The 19,980-nt window shown below is 57.6% G+C and carries 25 protein-coding genes; 14 read left to right on the top strand and 11 right to left on the bottom strand.

Features of this window, described 5'->3' with window-relative positions; all coding sequences use genetic code 11:
* Window positions 1-6 precede the first annotated feature (6 nt).
* Window positions 7-513 (bottom strand): protein-export chaperone SecB, encoded by a 507-nt coding sequence (gene secB / locus ACZ25R_RS21510; protein WP_223613951.1) that lies wholly within the window; start codon window positions 511-513, stop codon window positions 7-9.
* Window positions 514-629: 116 nt separating this feature from the next.
* A complete protein-coding gene (locus ACZ25R_RS21505) occupies window positions 630-1,109 on the bottom strand; it encodes an FxsA family protein (RefSeq protein WP_472462155.1) in 480 nt (159 codons plus the stop codon).
* 188 nt (window positions 1,110-1,297) lie between these two features.
* On the opposite strand from ACZ25R_RS21505, the gene ACZ25R_RS21500 reads away from it, so the two are divergent.
* Genes ACZ25R_RS21500 through ACZ25R_RS21485 form a run of 4 tightly spaced genes read left to right on the top strand, consistent with a single transcriptional unit; the run spans window position 1,298 to window position 4,046 of the window.
* Window positions 1,298-1,999, top strand: coding sequence for a Tim44/TimA family putative adaptor protein (locus ACZ25R_RS21500; protein WP_288191894.1), 702 nt, complete (start codon window positions 1,298-1,300; stop codon window positions 1,997-1,999).
* Between the two features lie 24 nt (window positions 2,000-2,023).
* On the top strand, window positions 2,024-3,124 hold the full coding sequence (gene mltA, locus ACZ25R_RS21495; protein WP_472462154.1) for a murein transglycosylase A: 1,101 nt from the start codon (window positions 2,024-2,026) through the stop codon (window positions 3,122-3,124).
* Window positions 3,121-3,678: a Smr/MutS family protein gene (locus ACZ25R_RS21490; RefSeq protein ID WP_472462153.1), complete on the top strand. Its 558-nt coding sequence runs from the start codon at window positions 3,121-3,123 to the stop codon at window positions 3,676-3,678. The genes mltA and ACZ25R_RS21490 overlap by 4 nt, the downstream gene beginning before the upstream one ends.
* Window positions 3,675-4,046, top strand: coding sequence for a helix-turn-helix domain-containing protein (locus ACZ25R_RS21485; protein WP_346305563.1), 372 nt, complete (start codon window positions 3,675-3,677; stop codon window positions 4,044-4,046). The genes ACZ25R_RS21490 and ACZ25R_RS21485 overlap by 4 nt, the downstream gene beginning before the upstream one ends.
* A 3-nt stretch (window positions 4,047-4,049) precedes the next feature.
* Here ACZ25R_RS21485 and ACZ25R_RS21480 read toward each other — a convergent pair whose 3' ends face one another.
* The 4 genes from ACZ25R_RS21480 to hslV form a co-directional block, all read right to left on the bottom strand.
* Window positions 4,050-5,018: a DUF1402 family protein gene (locus ACZ25R_RS21480; protein ID WP_472462152.1), complete on the bottom strand. Its 969-nt coding sequence runs from the start codon at window positions 5,016-5,018 to the stop codon at window positions 4,050-4,052.
* 175 nt (window positions 5,019-5,193) lie between these two features.
* Window positions 5,194-6,501, bottom strand: coding sequence for an ATP-dependent protease ATPase subunit HslU (gene hslU, locus ACZ25R_RS21475; protein ID WP_464663146.1), 1,308 nt, complete (start codon window positions 6,499-6,501; stop codon window positions 5,194-5,196).
* Window positions 6,501-7,016, bottom strand: coding sequence for a GNAT family N-acetyltransferase (locus ACZ25R_RS21470; RefSeq protein ID WP_472462151.1), 516 nt, complete (start codon window positions 7,014-7,016; stop codon window positions 6,501-6,503). The genes hslU and ACZ25R_RS21470 overlap by 1 nt, the downstream gene beginning before the upstream one ends.
* Window positions 7,006-7,560, bottom strand: coding sequence for an ATP-dependent protease subunit HslV (gene hslV / locus ACZ25R_RS21465; protein ID WP_105734132.1), 555 nt, complete (start codon window positions 7,558-7,560; stop codon window positions 7,006-7,008). The genes ACZ25R_RS21470 and hslV overlap by 11 nt, the downstream gene beginning before the upstream one ends.
* A 204-nt stretch (window positions 7,561-7,764) precedes the next feature.
* On the opposite strand from hslV, the gene hisB reads away from it, so the two are divergent.
* Genes hisB through coaA form a run of 7 tightly spaced genes read left to right on the top strand, consistent with a single transcriptional unit; the run spans window position 7,765 to window position 12,410 of the window.
* Window positions 7,765-8,373 (top strand): imidazoleglycerol-phosphate dehydratase HisB, encoded by a 609-nt coding sequence (gene hisB / locus ACZ25R_RS21460; RefSeq protein WP_472462150.1) that lies wholly within the window; start codon window positions 7,765-7,767, stop codon window positions 8,371-8,373.
* Between the two features lie 16 nt (window positions 8,374-8,389).
* Window positions 8,390-8,884, top strand: a complete 495-nt coding sequence (locus ACZ25R_RS21455) for a DUF2628 domain-containing protein (RefSeq protein ID WP_472462149.1) — start codon at window positions 8,390-8,392, stop codon at window positions 8,882-8,884.
* A 2-nt stretch (window positions 8,885-8,886) separates the two neighbouring features.
* A complete protein-coding gene (hisH, locus tag ACZ25R_RS21450) occupies window positions 8,887-9,537 on the top strand; it encodes an imidazole glycerol phosphate synthase subunit HisH (protein WP_223613961.1) in 651 nt (216 codons plus the stop codon).
* Window positions 9,534-10,277: a 1-(5-phosphoribosyl)-5-[(5-phosphoribosylamino)methylideneamino]imidazole-4-carboxamide isomerase gene (hisA, locus tag ACZ25R_RS21445; RefSeq protein WP_472462148.1), complete on the top strand. Its 744-nt coding sequence runs from the start codon at window positions 9,534-9,536 to the stop codon at window positions 10,275-10,277. The genes hisH and hisA overlap by 4 nt, the downstream gene beginning before the upstream one ends.
* Window positions 10,274-11,077 carry an imidazole glycerol phosphate synthase subunit HisF gene (hisF, locus tag ACZ25R_RS21440; RefSeq protein ID WP_346305555.1) on the top strand — a complete coding sequence of 268 codons (804 nt, stop codon included), beginning with the start codon at window positions 10,274-10,276 and terminating at the stop codon, window positions 11,075-11,077. Before hisA ends, hisF begins: the two co-directional genes overlap by 4 nt.
* On the top strand, window positions 11,077-11,400 hold the full coding sequence (locus ACZ25R_RS21435; protein WP_223613964.1) for a phosphoribosyl-ATP diphosphatase: 324 nt from the start codon (window positions 11,077-11,079) through the stop codon (window positions 11,398-11,400). The genes hisF and ACZ25R_RS21435 overlap by 1 nt, the downstream gene beginning before the upstream one ends.
* A 53-nt stretch (window positions 11,401-11,453) precedes the next feature.
* Complete coding sequence (coaA, locus tag ACZ25R_RS21430) at window positions 11,454-12,410, top strand: type I pantothenate kinase (protein ID WP_105734125.1); 957 nt, start codon at window positions 11,454-11,456, stop codon at window positions 12,408-12,410.
* Here the strand turns inward: coaA and ACZ25R_RS21425 are convergent.
* The 5 genes from ACZ25R_RS21425 to ACZ25R_RS21405 all read right to left on the bottom strand — a co-directional run bounded on the left by ACZ25R_RS21425 (window position 12,397) and on the right by ACZ25R_RS21405 (window position 16,432).
* Window positions 12,397-13,011, bottom strand: coding sequence for an alpha-ketoglutarate-dependent dioxygenase AlkB family protein (locus tag ACZ25R_RS21425; protein WP_472462147.1), 615 nt, complete (start codon window positions 13,009-13,011; stop codon window positions 12,397-12,399). The two genes, coaA and ACZ25R_RS21425, sit on opposite strands and share 14 nt — an antisense overlap.
* Window positions 13,012-13,085: 74 nt before the next feature.
* A complete protein-coding gene (gene lysM, locus ACZ25R_RS21420) occupies window positions 13,086-13,544 on the bottom strand; it encodes a peptidoglycan-binding protein LysM (protein WP_472462146.1) in 459 nt (152 codons plus the stop codon).
* A gap of 109 nt (window positions 13,545-13,653) precedes the next feature.
* Window positions 13,654-14,091 carry an alternative ribosome rescue aminoacyl-tRNA hydrolase ArfB gene (arfB, locus tag ACZ25R_RS21415; protein WP_392082891.1) on the bottom strand — a complete coding sequence of 146 codons (438 nt, stop codon included), beginning with the start codon at window positions 14,089-14,091 and terminating at the stop codon, window positions 13,654-13,656.
* 111 nt (window positions 14,092-14,202) lie between these two features.
* The gene (locus ACZ25R_RS21410) at window positions 14,203-15,816 is read right to left on the bottom strand and encodes a phosphoenolpyruvate carboxykinase (RefSeq protein ID WP_472462145.1); all 1,614 of its coding nucleotides are present in this window, start codon (window positions 15,814-15,816) and stop codon (window positions 14,203-14,205) included.
* Between the two features lie 223 nt (window positions 15,817-16,039).
* On the bottom strand, window positions 16,040-16,432 hold the full coding sequence (locus tag ACZ25R_RS21405) for a GFA family protein (protein ID WP_223613969.1): 393 nt from the start codon (window positions 16,430-16,432) through the stop codon (window positions 16,040-16,042).
* A 330-nt stretch (window positions 16,433-16,762) separates the two neighbouring features.
* Here ACZ25R_RS21405 and ACZ25R_RS21400 point away from each other — a divergent pair, with 330 nt between their 5' ends.
* The 3 genes from ACZ25R_RS21400 to ACZ25R_RS21390 all read left to right on the top strand — a co-directional run bounded on the left by ACZ25R_RS21400 (window position 16,763) and on the right by ACZ25R_RS21390 (window position 19,875).
* A complete protein-coding gene (locus ACZ25R_RS21400) occupies window positions 16,763-17,482 on the top strand; it encodes a response regulator transcription factor (RefSeq protein ID WP_288191879.1) in 720 nt (239 codons plus the stop codon).
* Between the two features lie 147 nt (window positions 17,483-17,629).
* Window positions 17,630-19,417, top strand: a complete 1,788-nt coding sequence (locus ACZ25R_RS21395) for a stimulus-sensing domain-containing protein (RefSeq protein WP_472462144.1) — start codon at window positions 17,630-17,632, stop codon at window positions 19,415-19,417.
* Complete coding sequence (locus ACZ25R_RS21390; protein ID WP_472462143.1) at window positions 19,417-19,875, top strand: HPr kinase/phosphorylase; 459 nt, start codon at window positions 19,417-19,419, stop codon at window positions 19,873-19,875. Before ACZ25R_RS21395 ends, ACZ25R_RS21390 begins: the two co-directional genes overlap by 1 nt.
* Window positions 19,876-19,980 lie beyond the last annotated feature (105 nt).

Below are 19,980 nucleotides of genomic sequence, written 5' to 3'. Positions count from 1 at the left end.
GTTGGCTTAGCTGACCATCGACTTGGCTTGTTCTTCAGCCATGCGCTGCTGGAACATCTGCGCAAAGTCGATCGGGTCGATCATCAGCGGCGGGAAGCCGCCATTGCGGGTTGCTTCGGCAATGATCTGACGTGCGAACGGGAAGAGCAGGCGCGGGCATTCGATGAAAAGCAGCGGCAGGAGATGTTCCTGCGGGAAGCCTTCCAGACGGAAAACGCCGCCATAGACGAGCTCCGCGTTGAATAGGACTTCCTTGCCTTCACCGGCACGGGCCGTGAGGGTCAGAACGACATCGAAATCGTTCTCGGCAATCGGATTGGCGTTGACATTCACGTTGATGCTGATGCCGGGAGCCTTGTCCCGCGGGCGCAGCGACAGAGGCGCGCCTGGGCTTTCGAAGGACAAATCCTTCACGTATTGAGCAAGAATGTTCAGTGTCTGCTGCTGGACGCTCCCATTGCCATTGGTCGCTTCATTGCCGTTTTCGGCATTTTCATCAGGCTTTTGAGCCATTGTCTGGAAACCTTCTCTCGTTGCGTCCGCTTCGGCGGTTATCGAATGAATGATGGCTGGCTAGCATGAGAGTCCCAGCGAGGCAAGCCGGGAGGAATCATCCTGATGCATGCAGGCTATTCTTTCGGGCCCCATGGCGAGTTGGGGTCGGATTTCCTGGAATAATCTTCCGGGTCAAGTTGAATGACGCGATCAGCGGAGCGACCCGGCCGGGAATGGCCCGTTGCTGCAGGATTGACCACGACCACGCGGCTCCGGACAAAACGCCAGCCAATATCGCGAATGGCGGGTATGAACAAAAGCAGGCCGATAATGTCCGTGATGAAGCCGGGAACGATCAGCAGGAACGCCGCAAAGAACAGCATGACGCCGTGCACGAGTTCGCGGCTCGGCGTCCGGCCGGCGGCGGTTTCCGAACGGATTTTCTGCAGGATGCCAAATCCCTGCAGGCGCAACAGAAAAACACCGAGGAACATCGACAGGATGATCAGGCCGAGCGTTGCCAGAACACCGATCTTGCTGCCAACCACAATGAAGCCGGCAATTTCAAGAAATGGCAGTGCAAGCAGGAACAGGGGCACAAGAGAGGATCGCAACTAATTTACCTTTCGAAGGACATATCCGGTTATAATCCATACCCGGCGTCAATTTCATGCCTATATAGGTATGAACATGAGCATTTGTATGATTGCCTTCAGCAATCTATATGTTTTGGTAATTCGACAAAAGCGCAATGGCTGTACAATGAACGGCCGACTGAATTTAGGGATGAATGGCAGGCGACATGGAATATCTGGACTTCGGAACGATTTTCTTCTTCGTGGCAGCAGTGGTGATCTTTTTGCAGCTGCGCAAGGTCCTTGGTCGCCGCACCGGCAACGAGCGTCCGCCATTCAATCCGTACGCATCATCGCGCACAGCCGAGGTCGAAGACAAGGCCAAACCCGGCGATAATGTCGTGTCGCTGCCGCGGCGCGGTGAGCCGAAGGAAAACCAGTTTGAAAAGGTGGATGCACTGGCGAAACCCGGTACGCCGCTGAATGAAGGCCTTCGCACCATCCAGAACGCCGATCCGGCATTCGATCCGGCGAAGTTTCTTGAAGGCTCGAAGATGGCCTATGAGATGATCGTCATGTCCTTTGCCGATGGTGATCGCAAGACGCTCAAATCGCTCCTGTCGCGCGAAGTATTTGATGGTTTCGTTTCAGCAATCGCCGATCGTGAATCGCGTGGCGAAAAGGTGCAATCCTCGTTCGTCGGCATCAACAAGGCCGACATTACCGGCGCTGAAATGAAGGGCACGGAAGCGCACGTGACAGTGCGCGTCGTCAGCGAGCTGATTTCGGCAACCCTGGACAAAGACGGCAACGTGATCGACGGCGACAAGGAAGCGGTGGCTGAAGTCAAGGATGTCTGGACCTATGCGCGGGATACCCGTTCGAAGGATCCGAACTGGAAACTCGTCGCGACCGAAGCCGAAGATTGATTCTCCTGTCGCGAGCGCCAGACCATGCTTTCCCTTCTCTTCAAACCGGTGGCATTCACCGATTGCCCCGGGTGGAAGAACGACAACCAGCTTGAAGCATTTCAAGCCTTTGTGCGTTCTGCCAGCAGGGTTCAGGAAAAGCCCTATAAAAGTGGGTCTCTGGGTATCACTTTTGAGGCCCTCGCGCCCATTTTCGCCGATTCACGTGAAACATTGGTCGAAAGTGACGAAGAGGCACGGCGGTTTTTTGAAAAATGGTTCCGTCCGGCACGCCTAGAAAATCCCGAGACGGGACATGGTTTTGTCACGGGTTTCTATGAACCCGAGGTGGTTGCGTCTCCGGTTCGAACGGAACGCTACACGGTTCCTTTTCTCAGCCGCCCGAATGATCTGGTGGATGTGGACGACAGCAATCGGCCTGCGGGTTTTGATCCCTATTTCGCTTTCGCCCGGCAAACCCCGACAGGGCTTGCCGAGTATTTTGGCCGCGCTGCCATTGAGAGCGGTGCACTCGATGGGCAAAATCTGGAAATAGCCTTTGTCGAAAGTCCGGTCGATGCCTTCTTCATTCATGTTCAGGGCGCCGCCAGGTTGAAGATGACCGATGGTCGCCTGCGCCGCATCACCTACGCGGCGAAGACCGGCCACCGATTTACCGGCGTCGGAAAAATCCTCTTGGATCGCGGTGAAATCCCGCTGGATAAAATGTCGATGCAGGCTATCCGCGCATGGCTTGCTGACAATCCTGATCAGGTTCAAAGCCTGTTGTGGAACAACCAATCCTATATTTTCTTTCGCGAAGCCGCGGTCGACGACGTCACGCTGGGGCCGATTGCGGCTGCCAAGGTGCCGCTGACGGGCGGACGTTCCCTTGCTGTCGACCGGCTGCTGCATACCTTCGGTACGCCCTTCTATATCTCGGCACCTGCCTTGCAAGCCTTCGGGGGAGAGGGGTTTGCGCGGCTGATGATTGCGCAGGATACCGGGTCCGCCATCGTAGGACCGGCGCGCGGCGACCTTTTTGCCGGCTCCGGCGATACGGCGGGTGACATCGCGGGCGGCATTCGTCACGATGCCGTTTTTTATGCGCTTGTGCCCCGGTCATTGTTGGCGGATCGCGCATGAAGCGGTCCAGAGACGAGTTCGCCAACATTGAAGACCGGATTCTCTGGGAGAAAGTCGCAAAATCCACCCGGCCCCTGAAGGGGAAGGACAAGATGGAATTTCTGCTCGACGCGGTGCAGGATCAGCCGGCAGTCACGCCATCGGCACCCGAAAAGATCAAGTCGAAGACAATGCCAGTGCCGGCTCCGGCAAAACCGGCGGTACCTGCGCATCGGCTGCATCCGATCGACCGTCCGACCCACAAGAAGATATCGCGCGGACGTGTGGTCATTGAAGGCCGGATCGATTTGCACGGACTGACGCAAAGCGAGGCCTATGGCCTGCTTCTCGGCTTCCTCCGCCGCGCACACCAGCGCGAGCTGCGCCATGTGCTTGTGATCACCGGCAAAGGATCTTCCATGGGAAGCGATGGGGTTCTGCGTCAGGCGGTTCCGCTCTGGTTCACCACGCCGCCGTTCCGCGTGCTGGTCAATGGCTATGAAGATGCGGCCCGCAATCATGGCGGGACGGGCGCCATCTATGTCCGCATGCGCCGGCTGCCGGAGGTGCCATGACGCCGTTCGGTGAAAAGCTGCGCCAGCTCAGGGACGAGCGCGGCATCTCCCAGAAAGAAATGGCGAAGGCCATCGGGGTTTCGGCCGCCTATCTCTCGGCGCTGGAGCACGGAAGGCGCGGACAGCCGACATGGGACAAGCTGCAGCGCATCATCCAGTATTTCAACATCATCTGGGACGAGGCCGAGGAATTGCAGCGGCTGGCCATGATCTCGCATCCGCGCATCACGATTGACACAGCCGGCCTGCCGCCAGCATCGACGGAATTGGCCAACCTGGTTGCGGCGCATATTCGCGACCTCAAGGCGGAGGTCGTTCAATCCCTGATTGGCGAGATAAAGCGATCCGCCGGCAAGCGGCGGCGTTGAGCCTTAAAACAGGGCTTTCAACTGATCGAGCTTGTTGTTGACGAGCCAGCCATAGTAGTTTTCTTCGGGAAGTTGCGGCGGCTGTCCTGCCGCGGCACGGCCTGCATTGGTCTTGGCGAGAGCCCGCGCGCGTGCATCGGCGCCGCCCGTATTGTAGAGCGTCGCGGTGATTCCCGGATTTTTTGAAATATCGAAATCCGCTACCCGCCGGTAGACATCGATGGATTCCCTGATGGTTGCCGCCATATAGGGAAGGGTGAAGTCCGGGTCCATGATTGTCTTGTAGACATCCGTGGCATGGTCCGCATCCAGTTTCGGCAAACCCGAATAGCGATTGACCATGTCCGTCATCTGCAATGCCGTCAACGGGCTAAGCTGGCCAAGGCCGAAGGTCTGGCCGGCATAGAAGGGCTGGAAGAACACCGCAGCGAACCTGTTGTCAGGAAAGCGCTTGCCGCCGGCCGTCTTGCCGCGGAAGTCCGATTCCCACACACCTTCGCGGCAGGTCCACAGACGCAGGCTGTCCTTGTACTGCGCGCAGGAGGAAAATTGGGGACGCTTGATGAAGTCGCCGATGCTCTCACCCTGATAATCAAAGCTAAGCCCTTGCTTCACATAGGAAATAGCCTTGACATAGTAGGTCTGGAGACGGTCGTAAGCATCGACATTATAGGTGTGTTCGCCAACGAGCGCGCCAACAATATGAACCGGATCGATGCCATAGGTTCTGGCAACGCTCGATATCTTCGAACGCAGCTTCGGGTCCGATTTCAGCAGGTTATAGATTTTCTGGTATTTCGCTTCATGCGTTGTATTCAGCTCGCCCGTCCGCTTGATTGAAGCGACGGGAATATTGGGCTGGGTCGCATTGCGATTGCCTTCCGGCACAACGGTCACGGCCGAGGCTGGGTGAAGGGCGGCGGACAGTGAAAGAAGGCAGGTGGTCGCGAAAAGGATCAGATGTCGTTTCATTGTCAGCCCAGAATTTCGATCAAGTCAGATGAACGGTGGCCCGTCCGGGGAGATGCTTAAGCACAACCTCCCTTAACAGGTTCCAGCCGGAGGTGCGCGAAAATAAAAAATGCCCCCTCGGAAGTCGAGGGGGCATCGGTAAATAAGCCCGGAGCGATGCTTATCTGTCACACGGTTAGAGGATGAACCGCGACAGGTCGCTGTTCTTGGCGAGATCACCGACCGTTTCACGCACATACTTGGCGTCGATGGTATATTCGGCGCCAGCCTTATCAGGGGCGTTGAACGAGATGTCGTCCAGCACGCGCTCCATGACCGTCTGCAGGCGGCGTGCGCCGATATTCTCGACCGTTGAATTGAGATCAACGGCGATATCGGCCAGTGCATCGATCGCATCGTCGGTGATTTCAAGCTTCACCTCTTCCGTAGCCAGAAGGGCGATGTACTGCTTGAGCAGACTGGCTTCCGGCTCGGTGAGGATCCGGCGCATGTCATCGCGCGTCAGGGCGCTCAGTTCCACGCGGATCGGCAGACGGCCCTGCAATTCCGGCAGAAGGTCGGATGGCTTGGACACGTGGAAGGCACCGGATGCGATGAACAGGATATGGTCGGTTTTGATCGGACCGTATTTTGTTGCAACAGTTGTGCCTTCGACGAGCGGCAGCAGATCGCGCTGCACGCCTTCGCGCGACACGCCGGCGCCCATGCCGCCGTCACGGGCGGCGATCTTGTCGATCTCGTCGAGGAAAACGATGCCGTCATTTTCCGCCGAACGCAGTGCTTCCTGCGTGATCTGGTCCTGATCGAGTAGTTTGTCGGACTCGTCATTGATCAGAACGCCGTAGGACTCCTTGACCGTTGTCTTGACGGTCTTGGTGCGTCCGCCCATGGCCTTGCCCAGCATGTCGCTCAAATTGAGCACGCCGATATTGGCGCCTGGCATGCCCGGCAGTTCGAAATTGGGCATGCCCGAACCGGTGTCAGCCACTTCGACTTCGATTTCCTTGTCATCGATCAGGCCGTCGCGCAGTTTCTTGCGGAACGAATCCCGGGTTGCTGGGCTGGCCGTCTTGCCGACGAGGGCATCGAGAACGCGTTCTTCCGCATTGAGGTGGGCTTTCGCCTTGACATCTTCGCGCTTCTTTTCGCGAACGAGGCCAATGGCAACCTCAACCAGATCGCGGATGATCTGTTCAACATCGCGGCCGACATAACCGACCTCGGTGAATTTGGTGGCTTCCACCTTGATGAACGGCGCGCCGGCCAGACGGGCCAGGCGGCGGGAGATTTCCGTCTTGCCGACGCCGGTGGGTCCGATCATCAGGATGTTCTTGGGCATGACTTCTTCGCGCATCTGGCCTTCGAGCTGCTGGCGGCGCCAGCGGTTGCGCAGGGCAATGGCGACAGCACGTTTAGCGTCCTTCTGGCCGATAATGAACCGGTCGAGTTCAGAGACGATTTCGCGGGGAGAAAAGGTTGTCATCATGGTCTCGTTTCATCTGGATTGTCCCGTGCCATCATCAGGGCCGGGCCGTAAATGGATGTGCGGGTATCGAAAGGGATAAAACCCGCCTTGGTATAGGCTTTGATCGCGCGCGCATTGGCCGGGTCCGGATCGAGGATCACGCGCGGCACACCTTCTTCGAAGAGCAGGGAAACAAACTCGTCGATCAGGCGCGACCCATGTCCTGCATTGAGCAGATCCGGTTCGCCGATGAACTGGTCAAGGCCCAGCGTGCCTGTTGGCTGATCCTGATAGGGATGATCATCTTCCAAATGCGGATCATAGGTTTGCAGGTAGCCGATTGGCCGTTCATCCAGCATGATGATGAATGGCTCGACGGATATGCTGTCCATATGCGCCGCAATGGCGTTGAACTCTTCCTTGGGATCATCGCCCCACCATTGCGCCACATGCGGCTCAGCCAGCCAACCTGAAATCAGATCCAGATCAGCCGGCTCCAACGGCCTGAAGCGGTAGGATGGCTCACTCGGCATCGATCGTCTCGAGCGTTACACTCGTATTGGTGAAGATGCAGATATCGGCGGCTATCTCCATGGCCTTGCGGGCAATCTCTTCGGCGGTCTTGTCGGTGTCGACAAGCGCACGCGCGGCTGCCAGGGCATAGTTGCCGCCTGAGCCGATGGCCATGATACCGTGTTCCGGTTCAAGCACGTCGCCATTGCCGGTCAGCGCAAGCGTGATGGATTTGTCGGCCACCAGCATCATCGCTTCGAGGCGGCGCAGATAACGGTCGGTGCGCCAGTCCTTGGCAAGCTCGACGCAGGCGCGCATCAACTGGTCGGGATACTGCTCCAGCTTGCTTTCAAGCCGTTCGAGCAGGGTGAAGGCATCGGCGGTCGCACCGGCAAATCCGGCAATGACATTGCCTTTGCCGATACGGCGCACTTTGCGCGCATTGCCTTTCATGACCGTGTTGCCAAGGCTGACCTGGCCGTCGCCTGCGATGACCACTTTGCCGCCCTTGCGGACCGTGACGATCGTGGTGCCATACATGGTGGAGGGGTTGTGTTCTTGCATTCGATTCTCCTTCAAGCAGGTCCGACTATGCCCCAAATGGCAGCAGATCGAACCCCTTCTGTGCAACTTATGTATGATGCCGCTCTGGAATTGCAAATCTGGAGTTGAACCTGCGCCATCAAAGCATTTGGAGATTCGTCAATCCTGATCTAGAAGGCCAGCATTAATGCCGTTTTTGCGAAACCCAGACGACGGGAAACAGGGATGACCAGTGCCAGCATGCGGACTGCGAAAGTAGAGCGGACCACCAAGGAAACCAGCATTGCCGTTTCGGTCGATCTGGATGGAACGGGCTCGTTTGACATTTCCACCGGAGTGGGTTTTTTCGACCATATGCTGGAACAGCTGTCCCGCCATTCGCTGATCGATATGGACATCAAGGCCAAGGGCGATCTGCATATCGATGATCACCACACGGTCGAAGATACCGGCATTGCCATCGGCCAGGCGATTGCCAGGGCGCTTGGCGACCGGCGTGGTATCAACCGCTATGCTTCCCTCGACCTTGCCATGGACGAAACACTGACGCGCGCAGCATTGGACGTCTCCGGCCGTCCTTTCCTGGTCTGGCAGGTGCAGTTTTCCGCCCCGAAGATCGGCACATTCGATACGGAGCTGGTGCGCGAATTTTTCCAGGCGCTGGCGCAGAATGCGGGCATCACCTTGCACGTGTCCAATCTCTATGGTGCCAACAACCACCATATCGCCGAAACCTGTTTCAAGGCGGTCGCGCGCACCCTGCGCGCGGCTATCGAGACGGACCCGCGCCAGAAGGGCGTCATCCCTTCAACCAAGGGTTCGTTGAACGGCTGAGAAGAAGGGCTGGGATATGACCAGTTACATTGTTTTGGTACCGCCGTTGCAGGACAACCAGCGGCAAGATGACAAGACCGTCTTCATCCGGGATGGTTTTGCACTCATCGCGTTTTTCCTGCCGGTTCCCTGGCTGTTGTTCAATCGTCTGTGGTTCGAAGCAGCGCTGGTGTTTGCGGCTGTTGCAGCCATCTCCATTGTCGGTTCCTATACGGGGCACGGCAGCCTGGCGGAAATCGTCGCAGCGCTGCTTGCCCTGCTGGTGGCATTCGAAGCCAACAATTGGCGGATAAGGGCCCTTGAACGGCGCGGTTTTGATCAGACAGCGATCATCGATGCGCGCTCTGCTGCCGATGCCGAGACGGTCTATTTCCATGGTGAGGCGTTCGTGGCAGACCCTGAGCCGGTTCTGCCGGCAATCGATCTGGCTGTGCCTTCACCCGCCCCCGCGCCGGGAAAGCCGGTTGCCGGTGGCATGCTGGGGCTTGTCGGCTACCGGGGAGAGCGTTGACCATGCGTGTTGCCATCATAGATTACGGGTCGGGCAATCTCCGCTCTGCCACGAAAGCGTTTGAACGGGCGGCTCGGGAAAGCGGCATCGCCGCCACCATCGATTTGACCGCCGACGCTGAACGGGTCCGTACCGCCGATCGCATTGTTTTGCCGGGGGTTGGTGCCTATGCGGATTGCCGCCGCGGGCTGCATGCGGTGCCGGGCATGCCTGAAGCGATCCATGAGGTTGCGGTGGAGAAGGCACGACCGTTTCTCGGCATTTGCGTCGGCATGCAGCTCATGTCATCGCGCGGGCTGGAAAAGACCGTCTCTGCCGGTTTCGACTGGATCAAGGGCGATGTCCGCGAAATGGTGCCGTCCGATCCCACGCTGAAAATTCCGCAGATCGGCTGGAACACCCTTCGGCTCACCAGGCCGCACCCGCTGTTTGACGGAATCAGGACCGGCCCGGATGGGCTGCATGCTTATTTCGTGCATTCCTATTTTCTCGACGCTGAAATCGAGAATGATGTACTGGCAGTGACCGATTACGGCGGGCCGGTAACGGCCGCCGTTGCCAATGACAATATGGCTGGCACGCAGTTTCATCCGGAAAAGAGCCAGGCTCTGGGGCTTGCTCTCATCGCCAATTTTCTGAGGTGGCAGCCATGATTTTGTTTCCCGCGATTGATCTGAAAGATGGCCAGTGCGTGCGGCTGAAGCTCGGTGATATGGAGCAGGCGACCGTTTACAACGAAGATCCGGCTGCGCAGGCAAAATCCTTTGAAGATCAAGGATTTGAATGGCTGCACGTGGTCGATCTGAATGGCGCTTTCGCCGGCCAGTCCGTCAATGGTGCGGCCGTTGAATCCATTCTCAAAGCAACGAAAAATCCCGTTCAGCTTGGCGGCGGCATCCGCACCTTGGACCACATCGAAAACTGGCTGGCCAAGGGGCTTTCCCGCGTCATTCTCGGGACGGTCGCGGTGCGCGACCCGACGCTCGTGATCGAAGCGTGCAAGAGGTTCCCCGGAAAGGTGGCCGTTGGTATCGATGCCAAGGGCGGCAAGGTGGCAGTTGAGGGCTGGGCTGAAGCCTCCACCCTGGGTGTTGTTGAACTTGCCCAAAAATTCGAAGGGGCAGGGGTCGCGGCAATCATCTACACCGATATTGACCGCGATGGTGTCCTGGTTGGAATAAACTGGGAATCAACGCTGCAACTGGCGGAGGCGGTGTCGATACCGGTGATTGCGTCAGGCGGTCTTGCTTCCATCGCCGATATCGTCCGGATGACCATGCCGGATGCCCGCAAGCTGGAAGGGGCCATTTCCGGCCGGGCGCTTTATGATGGGCGCATCGATCCGCACGAGGCCCTGGCGGTGTTGCGGGAAGCCAGGGAGCGCGCCGCATGACCCTCAAAGCCCGTGTTATTCCCTGTCTCGACGTGAAGGACGGACGTGTCGTCAAAGGTGTGAACTTTGTCGATCTCATCGACGCCGGCGATCCCGTCGAAGCGGCAAGGGCCTATGACGCCGCCGGTGCCGACGAACTTTGCTTCCTCGACATCACGGCCTCGTCCGACAACCGCGAAACCATCTTTGACGTTGTCGCGCGCACGGCCGAACAGTGCTTCATGCCGCTGACCGTCGGCGGCGGTGTGCGCACGGTTGCCGACATCCGCAAGCTGCTGCTTGCCGGTGCGGACAAGGTCTCGATCAATACCGCAGCGGTGAAGAACCCTGAATTCATCGCCGAGGCTGCGGACAAGTTCGGCAACCAGTGCATTGTCGTGGCAATTGATGCCAAGAAAGTATCAAAGCCAGGTGAGACCGACCGCTGGGAGATTTTCACCCATGGCGGCCGGCAGGCAACCGGCATCGACGCGATTGAGTTTGCCCGCAAGGTGGTCGATCTCGGTGCCGGCGAAATCCTTCTGACATCGATGGATCGGGACGGATCCAAGATCGGCTATGACATTCCGGTAACCCGGGCCGTCGCCGATGCGGTGCGTGTGCCCGTGATCGCGTCAGGTGGTGTCGGCAATCTGGATCACATGGTCGAAGGCATTCTCGAAGGTCATGCCACCGCCGTACTCGCCGCATCCATCTTCCATTTTGGCACCTACACGATTGGCGAGGCGAAAGCCCATATGGCCGCGGCGGGTATCCCGATGCGGCTTGACCCGATTCGCCCATTCACCGGAGTTGCGTGATGACAAGCTTCACTCTTGCGGATCTGGAACGGATCGTCGCACAACGCGCTGCGTCATCGGATACCAAATCCTATACCGCCAGCCTCTATGCCAAGGGCATCGGGAAGGCGAGCCAGAAGCTGGGCGAAGAGGCGGTTGAAACCGTTATCGCCGCCGTATCCGGCGACACGCAAGGTGTTGTTTCGGAAAGCGCCGATTTGCTCTATCATCTTCTTGTTGTTCTTGGACTTTCCGGCGTCAGGCTTGATGACGTCCTGGCGGAGCTCGAACGGCGTACGGCACAGACCGGACTTGAAGAAAAAGCAGCCCGTGGACATGGTTGAGCGTATCCATGTTTAAATCACAGGCGATTGAACGGCAAAGGGATGGGGACGTCATGGATCAGTTGGCACCCAGCGAATTTTCACCCTACCGGTTTTTCAGCGCGGAGCGCTGGGCGGAGTTTCGTGCCGACACGCCGATGACGCTGACCTATGATGAGGTCAAGCGCCTGCGGTCGCTCGGCGACCCCATCGATCTTGATGAGGTGAACCGGATTTACCTCTCGCTGTCGCGGCTTTTGTCGGCCCATGTGGAGGCAAGCCAGCTGCTGTTCTATCAGCGGCGGCAGTTCCTCAATACCGGTGACGCTTTCAAGACGCCGTTCATCATCGGCATTGCCGGCTCCGTGGCCGTGGGAAAATCGACGACGGCCCGTATTCTGAAGGAACTGCTTGCCCGCTGGCCGTCGAGCCCCAAGGTCGATCTGGTGACAACGGACGGGTTTCTCTACCCGAACGAGGTTTTGCGCTCAAAGGGCCTGATGGAGCGCAAGGGTTTTCCCGAGAGCTATGATGTCGGCATGCTTTTGCGCTTCCTGTCGCAGATCAAGGCCGGTCAGCGCAATGTCAATGCGCCGCTCTACTCGCATCTGACCTATGATGTGCTGCAGGGCAAATACCAGACCGTTGATGCACCCGACATCCTGATTTTCGAGGGTATCAATGTGCTGCAGGTCCGTGACCTGCCGGAAGACGGCAAGATGGTGCCGTTCGTTTCGGATTTCTTCGACTTCTCGATCTATATCGACGCGGACGAAAACCAGATCCACAAATGGTACATCAACCGTTTCATGCGGTTGCGCGAAACCGCGTTCAAGGATCCCAGCTCCTTCTTCCATCGCTATTCCACGATTTCGGATGATTCGGCTCTCGCCATTGCCGAAAACCTTTGGACCAGCATCAATCTGAAGAACCTGAAGGAAAACATCCTGCCGACCCGGCCGCGCGCTGACCTGATCTTGCGCAAGGGCGGCAATCACCTCATCGAGGAAGTGGCGCTCAGGAAGCTGTGACCCGCCTCAATGTCAGGTTGATCCGGCCCGGGGCTTTCAGCAGCGTCGACGTGCCGGGATAGATCCGGTCAACACCGTGGAAAGCCAGCCGGCCTTCGTCTCCCAGCACGATGACATCGCCGCTTTTCAAGCGGATGGATTGGGTCTTCTCGCTGCGTTGCACGCCGCCGAAGCGGAAGAGGCAGCTGTCTCCAAGGGATATGGAGACAACGGGGGCGGAGAAGTTCTGCTCATCGCGGTCCTGATGCAGTCCCATCTTCGCCGTTTCGATGTAAAAATTCACGAGGCAGGCTTCCGGGGCCAGCGGATAGTTTCCAACGTTTTCCCAAAGGGTCAGCAGGCGTGATGGAATGGCGGGCCAGGGCCTTTGCGTAACAGGGTGAACGGCCTGATAGCGGTAACCCCGTTCCTTGTCCGTTACCCAGCCGAGCGTGCCGCAATTGGTCATCCGCACGCTCATTTCCTTGCCGGTTTTCGGCATGGCGGGAATATAAAGCGGGGCCTCGGCAACGATGGACCTGATTTCATCCACAAGGGCCGCCTGTTCGGTCAGGTCGAGATAATCCGGGAAGTAGCGAATGCCGGGCGCAAGCTGGAGCATGACATAACCTGACGGGAGGGAGGCAAAGACCCGGACTTATGGACAAGCCGGGTCTTTGCATGAAATCGGCGCTATCAGTCGATGGACGGAATACGCAGAACCTGACCGGGATAAATCTTGTCCGGGCTGGTCAGCATGGGTTTGTTGGCTTCGAAGATTGCGGTGTTCTTCACGCCCTTGCCTTTGCCATAGACCGCTTCCGCGATCTTCCACAAATTGTCGCCGCTCTTGACCGTGTAGAAGACGGGATCCTTGGCCACGGAACCGGTGGTTGTGTTGTCAACGGTCAACGCACCCGTGTCGACTTTGGAAACGCCCAGCGAATTGCCAACGGCAATGATGGCCTTCTCCAGAATTTCCTGGTTGGTAACGCTGCCCTTGAGGATAGCCTTGTCACCTTCGATGACGACGTCAACTTTGTCCGTTCCGAGATTGTGCGAATCGAGCTCTTTCTTCAAATCGCCCGCCTGGGGCTCGTCATTGCCGATGCCGACTTTCTTGCCGACTGATTTAACAAAATCGAATAGTCCCATGTCTGGCTCTCCTTGTTGATTGTTCAAACCGACGAATAGCGTTGTTACATTCCCCATCGATCTTGAAAAGCAAAGAATAACGACAGTCGCTCACGTTCTGTTCCTGACCCTAATCTCCTTTGACCCGTCCACGCATCTTTTTCACATCGGATCGTCCTGCTTTTACTTTGAGACGGCGCTCGACGGATCCCTTTGTCGGCCTGGTTTTCTTGCGTGGTGGCGGTGGCGGTTCGGCCGCTTTGGCGATCAATGCGACCATGCGCTCGCGCGCATCTTCCCGGTTGCGCTCCTGCGTGCGAAAGCGGCTGGCCTCGATAAGCACATCGCCGTCCTTGGTGCCTCTCTGCCCGGCCAGTTTCAGGAGCCGCGCCAGTACATCCTCGGGCAAACCAGCCCGTGCCGCAAAAAAACGCAGCTGCACGGCGGTTGAGACCTTGTTGACGTTCTGGCCGCCGGGACCTGCCGAACGAATAAAACTCTCCTCCAGATCATCCTCATGAATGAAGATCCGGTTGGTGATTTTGATTTGATTGCGGTTCTCGTCCATAGGGGATTGGTACCCTAATCTTTTCCGGGCGGAAAGGTTCTTTCCAGGCATGGAAAAGCAAAAGGCCCCGCTGGTAAACAGCGGGGCCTCGATCGCGCAACGGGCGTTGGATTATTCGGCAGCAACCGGCGTGTGCGGTGCGGCAGCGCGGATATCGCTATCGACGTGGCTTTCAAATTTGCCGAAATTGACGACGAACATGTCAACCAGTTTCTTGGCCTGCAAGTCATAGGCCTGCTTGTCTGCCCAGGTCGAGCGCGGATCGAGAATGGCTTCGTCCACGCCGGGAACAGCCACGGGCACGGCAAAACCGAAGTTCGGATCAGTGCGGAACTCGGCGCCTTTGAGCGAACCGTCGAGCGCTGCGGTCAGAAGCGCGCGGGTTGCCTTGATGGGCATGCGCTTGCCTGTTCCATAGGCGCCGCCGGTCCATCCGGTGTTCACCAGCCAGCAGTCTACCCCATGTTCGGCGATGAGCTGACGCAGCAGATTGCCATATTCGGAGGGGTGGCGCGGCATGAACGGCGCACCGAAGCAGGTCGAGAAGGTGGCTTCCGGTTCCGTCACGCCGCGTTCCGTGCCGGCGACCTTTGCCGTGTAGCCGGACAGGAAGTGGTACATGGCCTGTGCCGGGGTCAGCTTGGCAATGGGCGGCATGACGCCGAATGCATCCGCCGTCAGCATGATGATGTTCTTCGGATGGCTTGCCTTGCCGGTCTTGGATGCATTCGGAATGAAATCCAAGGGATAAGCGCAGCGGGTGTTTTCAGTCAGGGAGCCATCGTTGAAATCCGGAAACCGGTTTTCATCAAGCACGACATTTTCAAGCACCGTACCGAAACGCTGCGTCGTTGCGTAGATTTCCGGTTCGGCTTCGGCCGAAAGGCGGATTGTCTTGGCATAGCAGCCGCCCTCGAAGTTGAAAACGCCGTGCTCGCCCCAGCCGTGTTCGTCATCGCCGATCAATGTCCGCGACGGATCAGCCGAAAGTGTTGTTTTGCCGGTGCCGGAAAGGCCGAAAAAGACGGCTGTATCGCCAGCCGGACCTTCATTGGCCGAGCAGTGCATGGGCATGACGCCCTTTGCAGGCAGCAGATAGTTCAGCGCGGTGAAAACCGATTTCTTCATTTCGCCGGCATAGGCCGAACCGCCGATGAGAACGATCATCCGTGTCAGGTCGACGGCAATGACCGTTTCTGTGCGTGTTCCATGCCGCTTGGGGTCGGCGCGGAACGACGGCAGGTCGATAATCGTCATCTTGGGCACGAAACTTGCCAGCGCATCGCGATCCGGCCGGATCAGAAGATTGCGGATGAACAGCGAATGCCAGGCGAATTCGGTGATAACGCGCGTGTTCAGGCTGTAATCAGTGTCCGCACCACCGATGAGGTCCTGGACGAACACTTCCTTGCCTTTGGCATGCTCGGCAAAATCCGCATAAAGCAGGGCAAAAGCTTCCGGGGTCATCGGGGCATTGTTGTCCCACCAGACATGATTTTCCGTCGATGCATCGCGCACGACAAACTTGTCCTTCGGCGAGCGGCCGGTGTGCTGGCCTGTTCTTGCGACCAGCGCTCCCTGTGCTGTCAGCTGCGCTTCGCCGCGCCGCAATGTCTCCTCATAGAGCTCAGCGGCCCCGAAATTATAATAGACCGCCGAAAGCTCCTTCAAGCCTGAGGTGCCGAGCGCGATCGCCGCGTTATGGATACCGGTCTCTCTAGTCATGTGTCCGCCGTTGTTTAAGAAGGTTCAGGGGTCGAATTCAGATGTGCCGCCCCATGCATCTTCCAGCATGAATGCGGTTACATCTGGTCAAAAGCAGAAAAAATGAGCAGTATCAAATGTTTAATCGATTTAAAGAATTTAAATTTCTTTTAAATCGTTTTAAACTGGCAAAATCCACAGGGCAGCGCTGCCACTGGTTTCGTCCGCGCACCGGTCGTGCGACCTATTCCTCGAAACGGCTCGCTGTGTCGCGATCACGGTCGTATCGTTTCGCGAGCGGAAATGGCGGCAACCAGGACTCGCGACGGACGGTCCAGAGTTCATAGGTTGGCTTCAGTTGGTCGGGGGCATCCAGCGAGCCGAGGTTCACTTCGATTTCGTCTGCGGTGCACGCAAAAATGGACGAGCCGCAGCGGGGACAGAAAAACCGCCCGGCGTAGTCGCGCGTTTCACCGTCGATCGTCACCGCATCCCGGGGGAATATCGCCGACGCATGAAAAAGGGCTCCATGATGCTTGCGGCAGTCGAGACAGTGACAAAGGCCCACCCGGTATGGGAGCCCCGACGCTACAAACCGAACGTTGCCGCACAGGCAACCACCGGTGAATCGGTCCATGCTGCACCTCCTCTGAAGTCGAGCGGGTGGAATGTTTACGACGAACAGCGTTGTCATGGCAATTGACCGCCAAGGGTCAGAAACCAAATACACCCAAGGCGTGTATCCCCGAATAGGTTTATACAAGCAGCTTGTTACCCGGTAATGGCGTGCACTTTTGTCGTCATACACCGGGAAGAAATCACTGCAGAAGACGCGGGCAATTGCCTGCGGCCGTCATGCGGAAATCACAAAGGGTGACACGAGTTTTGATCTGTGCCACATTTTGTACCCAATTTGTCCGGCACAAGCACGGTCGGATTTAACCTTTTAAACAAGGAAAAGCAGGGCATGAGGGAAGTACCCGCAATGCAGACCATTGCGCTCGTTGATGACGATCGCAACATTCTGACGTCCGTATCGATTGCGCTTGAATCGGAAGGTTACCGCGTCGAGACCTACACCGATGGCGCGTCTGCACTCGATGGGTTGATGGCACGTCCGCCCAATCTGGCCATTTTCGATATCAAGATGCCGCGGATGGACGGTATGGAGCTCCTGCGTCGCCTGCGCCAGAAATCCGATTTGCCGGTGATCTTCCTGACGTCCAAGGATGACGAGATCGATGAGCTCTTCGGCCTCAAGATGGGCGCCGATGACTTCATTACAAAGCCGTTCTCACAGCGGCTTCTGGTCGAGCGCGTCAAGGCGGTGCTGCGCCGGGTCGCTGCGCGCGAAGGTGTGGCAAAGCCTGGCAGCCCTCAGGCCAAGTCGCTGGAGCGCGGTCAGCTTGTCATGGACCAGGAACGGCATACCTGCACCTGGATGGGTGAGCCGGTGACCCTGACGGTCACCGAGTTCCTTATCCTGCATTCCCTGGCGCAGCGTCCGGGCGTCGTCAAAAGCCGTGATGCGCTGATGGATGCAGCCTATGACGAACAGGTCTATGTGGATGACCGGACCATTGATAGCCACATCAAGCGCCTGCGCAAGAAGTTCAAGGTCGTCGACGACGACTTCGATATGATCGAAACACTCTATGGTGTCGGGTATCGCTTCCGCGAAACTTGATTCTGATTGTTCCTGTTGTTTGCGTGTAAATGGGCGGGCGATCACGCGTAGGAATGTCAACCATGCGTGATCCGCAGTACAATAAGATTGTCTCAGCGCATTTTGAGTGCGATGAGACAGCCCAATTTACGATACTCTGAGGCAGAAATGGTAGCCGGACTCCAGGGCAGCAATGTTACGCGCAAGAGCGCCGTCATGCGCCGGAAGCGTTCGCTCGCCTTGCGGCGGTTGCTGCAGCCGCTCAATCGGCTCTTCGGCAATTACCTGTTTTCCAGCCTGACCCGCCGTATTCTCTTTCTCAACCTTGCCGGTCTTGCGGTGCTTTTGTCCGGCATCATGTATCTCAATCAGTTCCGTGACGGGCTGATCGATGCCCGTGTTGAAAGCCTGATGACGCAGGGCGAGATCATCGCGGCCGCCATCGCGTCGGAAGCGACGGTCGATACGAATTCCATCACCGTCGACCCTGAAAAATTGCTGGAATTGCAGGCTGGACAGAGCATAACGCCGTCGCCCGATGTGCTGGATAATCTCGATTTTCCCATCAATCCCGAGCGCGTGGCGCCTGTCCTGCGCCAGCTGATCCAGCCGACCCGCACCCGGGCACGCATTTATGACCGCGACTCGAATCTTCTGCTGGATTCACGCCATCTCTACTCCCGCGGGCAGGTGTTGCGGTACGAATTGCCGCCGATCGATGGCGATGAGCCGAGTTTTCTCGAGCAGTTGACCAACCGGATGACCCGGCTGCTGCGTCGAAGTGATCTGCCGATCTATCAGGAACAACCCGGCGGCAATGGCGCTTCCTTTCCTGAAATTGTGAAAGCCTTGACGGGACAGCCCGCCACCTTCGTGCGCATGACGGAAAAGGGCGAACAGATTGTTTCGGTTGCGGTCCCGATCCAGCGTTTCCGCGCTGTTCTTGGGGTGCTTCTGCTTTCCACGGAAGGCGGCGATATCGATAAGATCGTGCAGGGCGAACGTTATGCCATTATCCGGGTGTTTACCGTTGCCGCGCTGGTTATGGCCATTCTCTCATTGTTTCTGGCATCGACCATTGCCAATCCGCTGCGCCGGCTTGCGGCGGCGGCGGACCGGGTGCGTCACGGCGTGAAGAACCGTGAGGAAATTCCGGATTTTTCCGAACGCCAGGACGAAATCGGCCATCTCTCCACCTCCATCCGCGACATGACCAATGCGCTCTATGCCCGCATCGAATCGATCGAGAGCTTTGCCGCCGATGTCAGCCACGAATTGAAAAACCCGCTGACCTCGCTGCGAAGCGCCGTGGAGACGCTGCCGCTGGCCAGGAATGATGATTCGCGCAAGCGCCTGATGGATGTGATCCAGCACGATGTGCGTCGGCTAGATCGCTTGATCACGGATATTTCCGATGCGTCACGTCTCGATGCGGAGCTGGCACGCGAAGATTCCGAACATGTCGATCTCAAGTTCCTGCTGGGCAATCTCGTGACCGCTGCGCGCGAAGTGCGGCGCAACAAGAAGGATACGCAGATCGAATTTGTCGTCGGCAAGCTGCCGACCAACAAGAAGGGCTTCTTCGTGGTCGGCCATGATCTGCGTCTCGGCCAGGTCGTTTCCAATCTGATCGAGAATGCGCGTTCGTTCGTGCCGGAAGAGCATGGCATCATCACCGTCTCACTGCAGCATATGGGCGACCGGGTGCGTATTCTGGTTGAAGACAACGGTCCGGGCATTCGCGTCGAACAGATCGACCGCATTTTCGAACGTTTCTACACGGATCGCCCGTCAGGCGAAGCTTTCGGTCAGAATTCCGGCCTTGGACTCTCCATCAGCCGCCAGATCATCGAGGCGCATGGCGGCACGTTGAATGCGGAGAACATTATCGATCCCAATGATCCCGACAACTATCTCGGTGCCCGCTTCACCGCGATTCTCCCGGCCGAGATCTGATGCGGGACGACGAAGATGAATTGATCCATGGCAGTGCCGTGCTTGTGGGCGAGCACGGCGTGCTCATCCGTGGCGCCTCCGGTTCGGGAAAATCCTCCGTCGTGCGGGCGCTGATGGACCGCGCGTCTTATCGAGGTATGTTTGCCGCCTTGATCAGCGATGATCAATGCGCCGTGCGGGAAACGTCGGGGCGTCTGCTCTGCACGGCTCCCGGCATTTTGCGGGGTGGATTGGAAGTGCGCGGTTCCGGATTGCATCGGGCGGATTTCGAGGAAAGTGCCATTCTCCATCTCCTGGTTGATCTGGTCGAACCGAACCAATCGGTTCGGTTTGGCGAAGATGCGGCAACGCATCTGCAAGGCGTCGCAATCGGGCATCTAATTCTGCCAAAATCGGAGATAGATGCTGCCTGCCGGGCCATCGAAGCCAGGCTGTTTCAGCAGGTATGGAAAAAATAATTGTTGTAACTCAATAAGTTGCACCGACGACCTGCGATAAAATGACTGACAGTCACGCACAAGTCATTTTTCCGCTTGCCTTCGCGATTCGTCCTGCCAAAATGC

The organism is Phyllobacterium sp. RCAM01083, assembly GCF_055685835.1.
The sequence above is the reverse complement of the archived record's forward strand: the minus strand, read 5'-3'. Positions and strand labels throughout refer to the sequence as shown.